The sequence below is a fragment of the uncultured Salegentibacter sp. genome, assembly GCF_963972535.1.
Lineage (GTDB): Bacteria > Bacteroidota > Bacteroidia > Flavobacteriales > Flavobacteriaceae > Salegentibacter.
Map to the genome: position 1 here is coordinate 1 of NZ_CAXAVR010000077.1, position 13,187 is coordinate 13,187.

The window sequence follows — 13,187 nt, forward strand, 5'->3', positions numbered from 1 at the left end:
CGCGGATGAGTGCTGAAATTTTAATGAAATTTAGTAAGGAAGATATTGTAAAGCGCAATGCTTCCCTTATTAAATCTACCAGCATCAGGATGGAAGGTTTAATAGATAACCTTTTAGATTTTGCCCGAGGCCGCCTTGGAGAAGGTATAAAGCTTAATAAAACTGCCGATTCTAAAAAACTGGAAGAGGTATTGAAACAGGTGATTAATGAATTAAAAATTATTTCTCCCCAACAGAAAATTTCTTCTAAGATTCAATTAGAAAATCCGGTAAATTGTGATCCAGACCGTATTGCACAATTATGTTCTAACCTTTTAGGAAATGCAGTAACTCATGGTACTCCAGATGAATCTATAGAACTTGAAGCGCTATGTTTAAATGGAGAGTTTAAATTAGAAATTACTAACAATGGGACGAAAATCCCTAAAGAAGTAAGGGAAAAATTATTTGAACCATTTTATCGTCTTGAAGGAGAAGAGCCCAAAAAAGGTTTAGGCCTGGGGCTTTATATTGCCTCAGAAATTGCGGCAGCACACAATGGAGAGATAAAAGTAAGCTCTTCAGACAAAGAAACTGTTTTCAGTTTTGTGATGCCGGCGCAAAGCTAATCCGGGACAGCCAAAAAGCTATCTTAGTTACTTTATAAAATAGCAGCCTAAAATATTAGGTTAAGAGTTCCTAATACTGCAAAAATAGCCGCAACTACTATCCAGGCCAGAATTAATAAAATAAATAGTTTAGCCAGAAAATGAAACCCTGATGTGGCTGTTTTGTAATTCTCCAAAAAAATATAAAAAGGATTCATAGCACAAATATTAAGGTTAGACATAGAACCTATATAGAAAATCGCTATAAAAAAGTAGTGGTAAAAACTTATTTTACTGAAAAGATATTATTGAAGCTTTTAGCATTCAAAATAATTTGTCCAGAATTTTTAAAGGTAATTTTCCACCATATTCTAAAGTTATTATTCAAAAAAGTTCACCTTTAATTTAAAACTATTAATACATTTTTGAAACGGGGGAAATCCTGTATTAATCAACTTTGTAATAAAATGGAGATATATTCTTAGTAAAATTCTGTATAATTTTCCAGGAGAAAACAAATTCAAATAATATAGAAATTTAGGATTTTAGGGGCTTTGAATGGGAAGTAAACATAAAAATGGGGAAGCGTTTAATTAATAAACTACTTCCCCAAAATTCAAACGAACTAAATTTAGCTCTCTTTTTTAAATGATATCTTCGCGTTCACTGCATACGAAGCAATTTTATTATTAATCACATTCGCGTGCATCTCTTTCACGTAAACCGATTCTATATTTTTTACACTTTTAGAAGCCTCTGCAAGAGCATTTCTGGTTGCATCATCAAAACTCTCTGTTGAACTTGCAATTACTTCAATAACTTTTACAATACTCATAATTTTTTGTTTTTATGGTTATATCTTAAAGTTAATGAACAAGTTAGCCTATAGAAAAGGTTTAACAAATTATAACATGGACTTAAATCTTTCTTCCTAAAAAAATTAAAAGACTATTTTTTTAGAAAATTCCTCTACAGATTCAAAGCGTGTTTAGGAATACGATAGAAACCCACAATCCAACTTTTTAAATTAAAACAAAGCGATCTTGCACTTAACTTTAATTTAAGAGCTAAATCGCATTATTTTCTAAGGACGTGCGAAATCTATCCTAGCGGGACTGCTAATAATGGAATTTGAAGTTCGTCTATAAGATCTTTTTTCTTGTTTGAGGTAAACAAGCCATACACAAGGTTTTTTTTCTTGTGGCCGGCAACTACCAAATCAATATTACACTCATCTACCAACTTTTTAATAGACTTTATTACAGAACCTTCAATTATACGGCCCTCAACTTCTATATTATGATCTTTTGCAACATCTTCAGCCCACTTTTCTATGGTAGCTTTTTCTTTTTTTCGGTCCTCGGCTCTCTTTTCATAAACGTATTGAGGTCCGGCCTCCCGGGCAAGAAAATCATCAGGATCAGCTACAGTTACGTGAATTATCCAGATTTTGGCGTTTGTTAATTTAGCAATATTAACCGCATGTGAAATAAGTAAATCAGCATCATTTTTACGGTCTACGGCTACTAAAATGTTCTTCATGTTATGGCAGGTTTAAGAAACTAAAAATAGGAAAAAATTATGCGCTTCTAAAATATTTGAGAAGCAACCTTAATCTTTTCCAATTTAAATGTATGTTTTTCAATTTTTCTAACTAAGGATTATACCTTATATTTACAGCTAATTTTTCAAATTTCATAAAAAATAAAATCAGGCTGAAAACCATTTTATTTTTCTTCTCGGCGGTCACGGGAGCTTATGCTTTTCTTATTTTATAATTTTATCTACCTAATGAAAATAAGGTGACCAAGAGTTTCTTCTAATTTGAATGATTTTCCCTTTTTTTATCACTTCGTTTTCATCCAAAGATTAAATTAAAATACGTAAAAGCAAACCCGATGATTTCTTTAGGAAGAAACGCTGTTTTTTAGCGGTGTGGAGTTTCAAATTTAGAAATTAAACTATGAAAAAATATTTTCTTTTAATCTTTTTACTTCCGCTTTCAATTTTAAATGCCCAGCAACTTAAGGTAGATGCTAAAGCTGGAAATATTTCTAATTTAATTAATGACGGATTTATTGATTTGGAGGTTTCAGGTGGGCAACCTCCCTATACCTATAAATGGTCTGATAAAAATACTGGGGTTGAATCAAAATCGGCTTACGGTCTTACCGAAGGAATTCCTTATAAAGTAAAGATCACAGATAGTGAAGGTGCCACTCTTACCCGTGAGTTTAAAATTAAGCCTAAAGCAATTACCGAACATTTTAATGGTGCTGCTGTTCCGCTGGTAGAAAGTCTGGGGAATTTCTTATTCTGGGACCCGTTTACCGCATTTGGAATTTATGATCCTGTAGTGTATGCTGAAGTTGCTAAAGTGCCCATCCCGGGTTGGAGTCCATCGGTAAATGATCGCTATTTACTTAAGGAATGGAAAGTTAATGAAGGGAAGAATGTAAATGAAGGAGATCTTATTGCCATAGTAAATTCCAAAAATAAAGGAGATTTAAATATTTATGCCACTACAAGCGGAAATCTAAAACACTTAACCAAAGCCGGAGATGTAATTTACGATTCCAATAACAGCGATCATCTTATTAAAACAGGCGCTCATAATTTAGCCGAAATAAAATACCCTACTCCCCTGCCGGTTACTCACCCAAATGGAGACCCAAAAACCCATAATATTCCTCTTATAGTTATTTGGTTAATATTTGGTGCTGCATTTTTTACCGTTAAAATGGGTTTTATCAATTTTAAAGGGGTAAAACATTCTATAGACCTGGCACGCGGAAAATATGATGATCCTACCGCCCCGGGTAAGATCACTCATTTTCAAACCATGGCAACCGCAGTTTCTGCTACCGTAGGATTGGGAAATATTGCCGGTGTGGCTATCGCAATATCTTTGGGAGGAGCCGGAGCAACTTTTTGGATGATTATCGCAGGACTTTTAGGTATGGCCTCAAAATTTGTGGAATGTACCCTTGGAATTAAATATAGGGTTATTAATAAAGAAGGAAAGATTTTTGGTGGTCCTATGAATTATTTACAACACGGGCTGGAACGAAGAAATATGAAAGGTTTTGGGAAAGTTCTGGCTGTTTTCTTTGCAGTACTGTGTATCGGAGCAACACTAGGTGGAGGGAATATGTTTCAGGCCAATCAATCTTTCGAGATTCTTGCCAGTCAGTTTGAATTTATGGAAGGAAATGGTTTTTATTTTGGCCTCGCTCTTTCAGGCCTTGTAGGTTTAGTTATTCTTGGTGGCATTGAGAGTATAGGCAAAGTAACCGGGAAGATTGTTCCCTTAATGGCTCTAATATATGTGGTTTCTGCGCTTGTGGTTATTGGTGTAAATTTTGAAAATATAGGTGCAGCATTTTCTGCGATTTATAATGGTGCTTTTAATGCAACAGCCTTAACAGGTGGAGTAATAGGCGTACTTATTGTAGGATTTCAAAGGGCTGCATTCTCCAGTGAATCTGGAGTTGGTTCGGCGGCAATAGCTCACAGCGCCGGAAAAACCAGGCATCCAGCTTCTGAAGGCTATGTAGCGTTAATTGAACCTTTTATAGACACAGTAATCATCTGTACTTTAACTGCACTTGTTCTTATTTTTACCGGCATGCACGAGGTAGAGGGCGTTGGCGGGGTTCAACTTACCTCTGGAGCCTTTGCTACCGTGATGCCATGGTTTCCTTATGTGTTGAGTATTGTGGTTTTTCTCTTTGCATTTTCTACTATGATCTCCTGGTCTTATTACGGGCTACGCGCGTGGACTTATATATTCGGAAAAACCAACAGGAGCGAATTGGTTTTCAAATCTATGTTCCTGGTTTTTGTAGTGATTGGTGCTTCAGTAGGGCTGGGAGCTGTGCTTGATTTCTCTGATATGATGATTTTAACTATGTCTTTCCCTAATATTATTGGCCTATATATAATGTCCGGTGAAGTTAGAAATGACCTAAAGGAATACAACCGAAGACTGAAAGCAGGCGAATTATTTACAAAAACTGTAGAAAAAACTGTTTAAGCGCATTTTTATCCCGTTATAGAGTAAACATTTTAGAAAGTTAAAAACCTTCCGGCGAATACCGGAAGGTTTTTTTATTTGAAAAAAATAGATCTTGCCCTTAAACCAGCCCCGAAATATTTCCTTCCAAATCTACTGTTATATTTTCTGAAGCGGGATGTACTGGTAATCCCGGCATTCGCATCATATCACCGGTTATAGGAATAAGAAAGCCTGCACCGGCAGCAATTTCAATCTCCCTAACAGTGAGTGTAAATCCTGTTGGTCTTCCTAATAGCGCCGGATTATCTGATAATGATTTTTGAGTTTTTGCAATACAAACTGGCAATTCTTCCAGTCCCAGATCTAAAATAGTCTTCAGGTTTTTCTTTGCTTTAGGTGAAAATTCTACCCTATTAGCCCCATATATTTTTTTCGCAATAGTTTCAATTTTAGTCACCACATCCTGCTCCCATTTGTACAGGGGTTTAAAATCAGAACTATTTTCTTCTATAGCTTCTATTACTTTGGCCGCCAGGTCTAACGCTCCTGCTCCACCTTTTGCCCAACCATCAGAAAGAGCAACCTTAATATTTAATTTTTGGGCCAAATCAAAAATAACCTGTATTTCTTCATCGCTATCACTATAAAACCTGTTAATGGCAATAACGGGGGTTATATTATACAATTTTGCATTCTCCAGGTGTTTCTCAAGGTTGGGAATCCCATTAATTAAAGCCTCAACATTAGGAATTGTAAGTGTTTTTAAATCCGCTCCACCGTGATACTTAAGAGCCCTAATAGTAGTGGTCATTACCACCACTTTAGGCGCCAAACCAGCGCTTTGGCATTTAATATCAAGAAATTTTTCTGCACCAAGATCAAAGCCAAAACCAGCCTCGGTCACCGTATAATCTGAAAGGCTCATCCCCATTCGCGTGGCAATAACTGAGTTGGTTCCCTGGGCAATATTTGCAAAAGGACCTAAATGAATAATTGCGGGATTACCTTCAATAGTTTGTACCAGGTTTGGTTTAAGCGCGTCTTTGAGTAAGGTCGCCATTGCACCTTCAGCATTAAGATCTCGTGCAAAAATTGGCTTTTTTCCATAAGTATAACCAATAAAAATATTTCCTAAACGTCCTTTTAAATCGTATAGGTTTTCGGCAAGACACATTATGGCCATAATTTCTGAAGCCGAAGTAATGTCAAATCCACTCTCCCGCGGAATTCCAGATCCTGTTCCTCCAAGTCCAATTACAATATTTCTAAGCGCACGATCGTTGACATCCATCACTCTTTTAAGCGAAATAGTACGAGGGTCGAGTCCCAGATTATTTATTTTTGACTGAATATTATTATCTACCAGGGCAGCAAGAAGATTATGAGCTTTTTCTATCGCTGAAAAATCTCCCGTAAAATGAAGGTTTATATCTTCCATAGGAAGAACCTGGGAGAAACCTCCTCCTGTGGCACCACCTTTAATACCAAAAACAGGACCTAAAGAAGGTTCACGCAAAACTACTGTAGTTTTTTTGCCAAGTTGGTTTAAAGCTTCAGACAGTCCTATAGAAACCGTTGTTTTCCCTTCACCAGCAGGAGTTGGCGAAATTGCAGAAACCAGGATAAGGTTGTTATTTTTTATCTTTTCTTTATTAATTCTATTTAGCGGAAGTTTGGCTTTGTACTTTCCGTACATTTCAATTTCTTCAGCATCAAGGGCTAATTTTTTGGCAATTTCAGTAATAGGTTTTAACTCAATCTTTTGAGCAATTTCAAGATCGGTAAGTGGTGTTGTGGTCATCATCTTTACTGCTTTTATAACCACAAAATTATATGCAAAGGAAGTGTTGAAAAATGACGGGCATCAGTATAAAGGAAAATATTCAAACGTTTTCGGAGATTTAATATTCAGAAATTCTTTTTAGAATATTTCTGCTAAGAATTTAAAGACATTTATTTTAGAAAGAAACAGCATCAGCCAATTTTAACTGAAGTCATTGTTAAAGAACCCGCTACGGCTTTATCATTAAAAAAGGAAAGTTTTTCATTTTTAGCTTTGAGCCCAAGGGTGTAAAGCAAGGGAATATAATGTTCTGGAGTAGGAATGGCCAGTTTCGCCTCAGCTCCAAGGTTTTTATAATTAATAAGCCTACTAAAATCACCTTCAGAAATATACTTTTTGAATTTATCATTCATCTCCAAAGCCCAATCGTAACCATAACCCGGTTCTTCTATTTTATCCCAGGCCAACATTCTTAGATTATGAACCATATTACCGCTACCAATAATTAAAACTCCTTTATTTCTAAGTTCCATGAGTTCTTTAGCAAGCTCAAAATGATAGTTTTCGTCTTTACTATGGTCTATACTAAGTTGTAAAATAGGAATATTTGCTTCGGGGTACATATGCCTAACTACGGTCCAGGCGCCATGATCTAAACCCCAATCATGATCTTCTACAATAGCTGTAGATTTTACCAGGTTTTTAGTTTCCCGGGCTATTGCAGGACTTCCCGGCGCAGGATACTGAACCTGAAATAATTCCTGCGGAAAACCTCCAAAATCATGAATGGTTTTGGGAAATTCCATACTGGTAATTCTGGTTCCGTTCGTGAGCCAATGGGCCGAAACTACCAAAACAGCTTTTGGAGTAGGCATGTCTTTAGCCATTTTCTTCCAACCGGAACTAAATTCGTTATCCTGAATGCCATTCATAGGTGAACCATGACCAATGAACAAAACGGGCATTGGTTGCTCCTGCCTGGGCAGGTTGGCTGTGAATTTATTAAAATCTGAAAGGGTTGACATTCTATTTATTTTAAAAAGAGGAGGCTGTTAAATTTTTTAAACAGAATTTATAGCCTCCTCTAAATATTTATTGTTTAATGAATTCTCCGTCTACTTCAATATTTACCTCATCACTAAGCATTGGCTCAGGGAAATCGGCTCCTAAATTAAAGTCAGATCGTTTTATGGTTCCTGTAATTGCAAAACCTGAAGTTAAATTTTTACTCTGCGGATTTTCTACCGTACCACGATGCCAAACCTCTAAAGTAACAGGTTTTGTAACACCATGAAAAGTAAGATCTCCAGTCACTTTATATTTATTATCACCAATTTTTTCTGAAGAATTACTTTTAAAACTCATCTTAGGATGGTTTTCTACATCAAAGAAATCAGCACTTTTAAGGTGACCATCCCTTCTATCCACACCCGTATTAATAGAGGCTACATCTATTTCCATTTCGTATTCAGCATTACTAAAATCGTCTTCAGATGCTGTAATACTGCCTTCAAATTCTCCAAATTGACCTTCTATTTCGGCAATTCCAAGGTGTACAATGTCAAAAGAAACCTGGGTATGAGCCGGATCGGCTTTCCAGGTTGTTTGTGCGAAAATGCTTGTGCTTAAAAAAGCGACAAACAAAAAAGATAATACTTGTTTCATAATATTTAGTTTAGATTAATTAATAAAGTTTCATTGTTTAATATGCTGCTGTAAAGCGTTGTTTTATATGTGCTGCATTCTCGGCTTCATCTACCAGGACCACGGCAGTATCCTGCACAGATAACGCGCTTTTCCCATCCTCATCAAATACGGGTTTTTCAAAGCCTTTTCTATAAGTATTTCTACGTTTTTTAGGTTTCCCGGGAGCCATACCAATTGCAGGGCTAAAGAAAGTCCAATCCAGTTCTTTTTCTCTTTTAAGAATTTCAAAATATTCGCTGGCCGCCGTTGCTCCGGGTTTAATTTCTTCCGGAAAATTTGGAGAATCAATCACCCTTGTTCTTTCATTTAAAAACAGGCTACCAGCACCGCCAACAACTATTAATCGCTTTACACCAGCTTCTTTTACGGCCTGTTGTATAGCTTTGGCTCCTTCCAAATATTCATTATAAATATTAGGATTAGACCAACCCGGATTAAATGCACTTATCACAACTTCACTATCCTTAACTGCGTTAGCCAGTTTTTCTATATTTTTCACATCTACTTCTACTTTTTTAAGCAAATGGGCTTCAGCAATATTTTTTGTATTACGCGCAATGGCGGTTACTTCATGGCCTCTATCTAATGCCTCTTTTAAAACTTCAGATCCCACAAAACCTGTGGCGCCTATTAGTGCTATTTTCATAATTCTATTTTTTAATCACAATTTCCATCAGTTGAACACGAATCTCCTTTAGAAATTTCCAACTGATTTTTTTTCGGTTTAAATTCTTCCCAGGCTTTCTTCAGGGTTTGTAAAAAAGCATTGGATGGCTGAGCTCCTGAGATAGCATATTTATCATCTATTACAAAAAACGGAACACCTCTTACCCCAATATTACGGGCTTCCATTTCGTCCTGTTTCACATCATAAGCAAAAGCATCAGATTGTAAGGTGCTTTTTACTTCTTCCGCTTTTAGCCCTATAGAAGTACCTATTTCCTGTAAAACTTCAGCATCATCTATATTTTTTGCTTTTTCAAAATGAGCTTTAAACAGAGCTTCTTCAATTTCGTTTCCCAGGCCTTTAGATTTAGCTAATTGAATAAGCCTGTGCGCCATAAACGAGTTGGCGGTAACCGAAGTTTCCAGGTTGAACTTAAGACCTACTTCAGCAGCCATATTGGTTGCGCCGCTAAACATTTCTCTTGCCTGTGCTTCGCTTACACCTTTTGTTTTAACAAAATACTCCAGGGTGCTAAGATTAGGATCTGTTTGTAGATTAGGGTCTAATTGATAACTTTTCCATTCAACCTCCACTTTATTCTCCTGCGGAAATTTTGCCAGCGCAGCTTCAAATTTCTTCTTTCCGATGTAGCAAAAAGGACATCTTACATCTGACCATATTTTAACTTTCATATTTATTTTTTATAATATTGAATAAAAACTTTACCCGATAATCGAGATAAAAATCCTAAAAACTTACCAAGCCTATTTTGCTATGAGGCATTAGTAAAATTCTACTTCTTAAGTTACTTAAAAAATAGATATACAAAGATGGCTAAGAAACTTATTAAATTAATTCACCTATGTTAATAAACCGGGAGTTTAATAGAGATTCTTACGAATCCTGCTTAAAGATTGGGGTTTAATTCCCAGGTAAGATGCGATAAGATATTGGGGAATGCGTTTAATAAAATGCGGATAGCGTTTTGAAAAACTTTTATATCTATGATCTGCATCTTCACTAATGGTTTTGGCAATTCTTGTATGTAAGGAAGCTAAGGAATTTTGGAGTAAAATTCTAAAAAACCTATCGAATAACGGGTGCATACGGCAGAGTTTTTCGAAGTTTTCTTTATTAATAAGCAATGCCCTGGTGGGTTCCAGCGCCTCAATAGTTGAAACAGCTTCGGTACCTCTAAAATAACTGGAAGCATCTGTTATCCAGTATTCTTCAATAGCCAGTTGTATAACATTTTTATCGCCTCTTTCACTAAGATAATAAGAAAAACAAGCTCCTTCAAGAATAAAAAACTGGTAATTACAGGTGCTACCGGCCTCAACTAAATATTCCTTTTTCTCGTAGGTTTTTTCAAAAGATAGTTTATTTAAATCGGTAAGCATTTCTGAAGAAATTTCTTCACCCAGGGTCCTTTCTATAGTTTTCTTAATAAGACTCTCCATAAATACTGCTATTTCTCACTCCCGATTAATAATTTAAAAATACCAATTCTAAAGGTACAAAAAGAAGATTTTTAAACTTAAAACTCCACCTCTGGGATTTAAAGATTCCCCCCTGCCCCATTCCAAATCTTCTTTCTTGCCTTTATTTTTTTCTTTTTGGTTTATATGAAAGAAGGTTGTAAATTGCGGGTTAATATTTTAATTTTTAGTGATTTAGCTATGAACAAGGCTTTTTCTAAACTTAAGATCATCTTTCCGACTTATTAAGCACTCGCGAGTGTGCTTACGTAATCTGTATCCTTTATTTCAATTATAACTTACTCGATAATCGAGATTTAAAAATTTTTGAGGCTTGCCTCAAGGTATTTATTATTTCCCTTAACGGGAAACCCAACTCGCTATATAAAGGTTTTACTACAGGCATGTGTTTAATTAAAATTTTTGTTCACATTAAAATTATAATAAAATGGCAAAGCGAGGTACAAAATTAAAACCTTCAAAAGTCGATTTAAAAGCACGAAAACAAGAAAAAGCTGCACGTAAACTTGAAGAAAAGAAAATGAAAGGCAGAAGGAAAGTCGGGGGTTAATTTAAACTAAGGCTAAACAAGATTTAGCCAGCCACAATTACCCGTGCATTTTTATAATGAGAATTCGGTTTGTCAGAATTCTGGCACTCCGAATTCTCTAATTTGTTTTATTCAATAATCGTAACATCATGATCTCTACTCATAAAATTCAGGAAGATACTATGCGCAATAGTTCTATCCAGAATAATTTTTTAAAGCAGTATTTTGAAAATTCTATTGTTCCTCAACTTTTTATTGATGCTGAATTATATTTAAAAGATTTTACCCCGGCCGCTGGAAAACTTTTTGAGCTGAAAAAAGAACATTTAGAAAGGAATATTTGCGGGATTAAAGAAAAAATGAAACACAGCTCTTTTATTGAAAATATTAGAGGTGTTTTAATTACTGAAACCGTGCTCAAAAAAGAAATTAAAATAAATGATGAACGCAGATTCTTAAAGTGTATTCAACCTTATTTTTCTGAAAATGAAGAAGTAATTAACGGACTTATAGTAACTTTTATTGAACTGGAAGTGCAGTCTTCCTTATTAGAACAAAACAGAAGATTAGAATTGGAAAACCAGGAGCTGAAAGAATTTCTTTACCGGGAGCTTACAAGGGCAGGCAAATAATAATGGGATTTGGAAAAAAGATTGTTTTTAACTTAATGTAGCACCAGAATAGGAAGTGAATTTGATACTTTAGAATAAATGCCGCGCTTGGTATGAAGAAAACTATCGCATAAGCCGAGGTTTTTTCCCATCATAACGATCATATCAAAACGATCCTGGATTTTTTGTAGGTTATCATCAGAAAAAATGTTTTTATCTTTAAATGGTATCACTTTCACTTTCCTGTTCTTAATTTGAGAGAAAATTTCTCTTCCGGCTTCCACGTCTACTCCCTTCGCGGGATCTCCTACTTCTACCACGGTTAAAGCTGCACCTTCAGCTATTTGTGGTTTATTAAAGATGGCAAAAACATCTTTGTTTAGGGAAGTGGAATAAGCTATTGGGAATATCATTTTCTTTAGAGGTTTATACTGGCAATGCTCAGCTACCGCTAAAATATTATATCTTATTTTTTTTATGACTTCATAAGTGTGGTTACCAATAATTGTGAAGGGAGAGTGGCCTTTATGAGCCGCCCCCATTACAATAAGGTCTACATTTTTTTCATCGGCATATTTACGAGTGGCTGTTAGGAGATCACTTTCTGAATATAAAGCGAAAAATTTGTGATCTTTATTCTGACTTATTTCCTGAAGTTCGTCCATTCTTTGGTGCAACTTTCTTAGGGCAAGCTCCTTCTTTTCCTCTTCCAGGCTGGCTTCAGGATTAAATTCTCTTATATTAAGCATATAAAAATTCACCGGAATATCGCCCAGAAACTGTACTGCATAACTTCCGGCGTTTCTTGCTACCTCAGAGAGATCTGTCAAAATAAGTACATTCATACCACTGTAAATTAGTTCAGTAAGTATGCAAACCTATAGCAAGAATAATTTTATAAAAATGATGAAAATCACATTCTCCTAATTTTTTGCCGGGAAGACAAAAGCTAATACATTCATTTTCAGGCTTAAATTAGTGATAAACCCACGCCCGGTATTCCCAATCCAGCTAAATAAATAACGAAAATTACTGTTTAAAACGTATATATAAAACCCAGGAGATAAGCATCATCTCCACTGGAAAAAGTGATTTCCATTTGTTGATCTTCATAGGGAGTGGTAAAAAAGAAGGTACTACCTATTCCTATTGCTGCACCTGCCAGCACATCCCAGCCATCGTGCCGTTTCGCATTTAATCTACTATATCCCGTAAAACCGGCAAGAATATAGGCAGGAATACTATATTTAAAACCATATCTACGATGAAAAAATGAAGCACCCTGAAAAGCAACCGAGGTATGTCCAGAAGGGAAAGCATAACCTCCACCCTGCAGCGGCCGTTCTTTATTTATTAAATACTTTCCTGCGCCGGTTACTGCCAAATTGAGTAAAAACCCCTTTGTAAATTGCCAGGAGCCGGTTTTATCTTTTAAAATTAAAGAAGTAGCAAAGGCCGAAACTGGAAGCAAGATAACCGAAGCATCTCCAGATTTTTCAATAAATGAATCTTCTTTTTCAAAAAACTGGCCATAGGTATTATTGGTGGTTAATAAAAAAATACAACAGAAAATGACAAAAAACATTTTCTTTATTACATAACTTGGCTCATTTTGCTGAAGGTTAGAGTTTTGAAAAATCATTAGTTAGTTTTAAAAAATTATTTTTATAGCGTGAATTCGTAAAAATAAGTGCAGGTTCTAACTATAGAAAATAAGGTTTTTTAAATTTTTCATAAACATTGCTCTAAAAGGTTAAACTATTATTAAGTAGATACCCCTTTAGAG

Annotated in this window: 13 protein-coding genes; 3 read left to right on the forward strand and 10 right to left on the reverse strand. The window is 35.5% G+C overall.

Annotated elements, in window-relative coordinates:
* Positions 1–608: HAMP domain-containing sensor histidine kinase (locus AACZ30_RS09795; RefSeq protein ID WP_339649090.1), on the forward strand; the 608-nt coding region annotated here is incomplete at its 5' end.
* A 610-nt stretch (positions 609–1,218) separates the two neighbouring features.
* On the opposite strand, the gene AACZ30_RS09800 is transcribed toward AACZ30_RS09795, so the two are convergent.
* Complete coding sequence (locus AACZ30_RS09800) at positions 1,219–1,422, reverse strand: dodecin family protein (RefSeq protein WP_075327335.1); 204 nt, start codon at positions 1,420–1,422, stop codon at positions 1,219–1,221.
* Between the two features lie 266 nt (positions 1,423–1,688).
* A complete protein-coding gene (locus tag AACZ30_RS09805; protein WP_339649091.1) occupies positions 1,689–2,129 on the reverse strand; it encodes a universal stress protein in 441 nt (146 codons plus the stop codon).
* Between the two features lie 421 nt (positions 2,130–2,550).
* On the opposite strand from AACZ30_RS09805, the gene AACZ30_RS09810 reads away from it, so the two are divergent.
* Positions 2,551–4,623 carry an amino acid carrier protein gene (locus tag AACZ30_RS09810; RefSeq protein WP_339649093.1) on the forward strand — a complete coding sequence of 691 codons (2,073 nt, stop codon included), beginning with the start codon at positions 2,551–2,553 and terminating at the stop codon, positions 4,621–4,623.
* A gap of 100 nt (positions 4,624–4,723) precedes the next feature.
* Here AACZ30_RS09810 and AACZ30_RS09815 read toward each other — a convergent pair whose 3' ends face one another.
* The 6 genes from AACZ30_RS09815 to AACZ30_RS09840 all read right to left on the reverse strand — a co-directional run bounded on the left by AACZ30_RS09815 (position 4,724) and on the right by AACZ30_RS09840 (position 10,222).
* Positions 4,724–6,409, reverse strand: a complete 1,686-nt coding sequence (locus AACZ30_RS09815) for a formate--tetrahydrofolate ligase (protein WP_339649094.1) — start codon at positions 6,407–6,409, stop codon at positions 4,724–4,726.
* A 170-nt stretch (positions 6,410–6,579) separates the two neighbouring features.
* Positions 6,580–7,413, reverse strand: coding sequence for a 4,5-DOPA dioxygenase extradiol (gene ygiD / locus AACZ30_RS09820; RefSeq protein ID WP_339649095.1), 834 nt, complete (start codon positions 7,411–7,413; stop codon positions 6,580–6,582).
* Positions 7,414–7,480: 67 nt separating this feature from the next.
* Positions 7,481–8,053, reverse strand: a complete 573-nt coding sequence (locus AACZ30_RS09825; RefSeq protein ID WP_339649096.1) for a YceI family protein — start codon at positions 8,051–8,053, stop codon at positions 7,481–7,483.
* A 37-nt stretch (positions 8,054–8,090) separates the two neighbouring features.
* The gene (locus AACZ30_RS09830; protein WP_339649097.1) at positions 8,091–8,741 is read right to left on the reverse strand and encodes an NAD(P)H-binding protein; all 651 of its coding nucleotides are present in this window, start codon (positions 8,739–8,741) and stop codon (positions 8,091–8,093) included.
* Between the two features lie 11 nt (positions 8,742–8,752).
* Positions 8,753–9,454 carry a DsbA family oxidoreductase gene (locus AACZ30_RS09835; protein ID WP_339649098.1) on the reverse strand — a complete coding sequence of 234 codons (702 nt, stop codon included), beginning with the start codon at positions 9,452–9,454 and terminating at the stop codon, positions 8,753–8,755.
* A gap of 189 nt (positions 9,455–9,643) precedes the next feature.
* Positions 9,644–10,222 (reverse strand): Crp/Fnr family transcriptional regulator, encoded by a 579-nt coding sequence (locus tag AACZ30_RS09840; RefSeq protein WP_075327343.1) that lies wholly within the window; start codon positions 10,220–10,222, stop codon positions 9,644–9,646.
* A gap of 717 nt (positions 10,223–10,939) precedes the next feature.
* Between AACZ30_RS09840 and AACZ30_RS09845 the strand changes: the two genes are divergently transcribed.
* Entirely contained in the window at positions 10,940–11,422 is a 483-nt protein-coding gene (locus AACZ30_RS09845; RefSeq protein ID WP_339649100.1) for a PAS domain-containing protein, read from the forward strand.
* 32 nt (positions 11,423–11,454) lie between these two features.
* Here the strand turns inward: AACZ30_RS09845 and AACZ30_RS09850 are convergent, their stop codons facing one another.
* Both AACZ30_RS09850 and AACZ30_RS09855 read right to left on the reverse strand, forming a co-directional pair.
* A complete protein-coding gene (locus tag AACZ30_RS09850; RefSeq protein WP_339649101.1) occupies positions 11,455–12,246 on the reverse strand; it encodes a universal stress protein in 792 nt (263 codons plus the stop codon).
* Positions 12,247–12,437: 191 nt separating this feature from the next.
* Positions 12,438–13,043, reverse strand: a complete 606-nt coding sequence (locus AACZ30_RS09855; RefSeq protein WP_339649102.1) for a phosphatase PAP2 family protein — start codon at positions 13,041–13,043, stop codon at positions 12,438–12,440.
* Between the last annotated feature and the right edge of the window lie 144 nt (positions 13,044–13,187).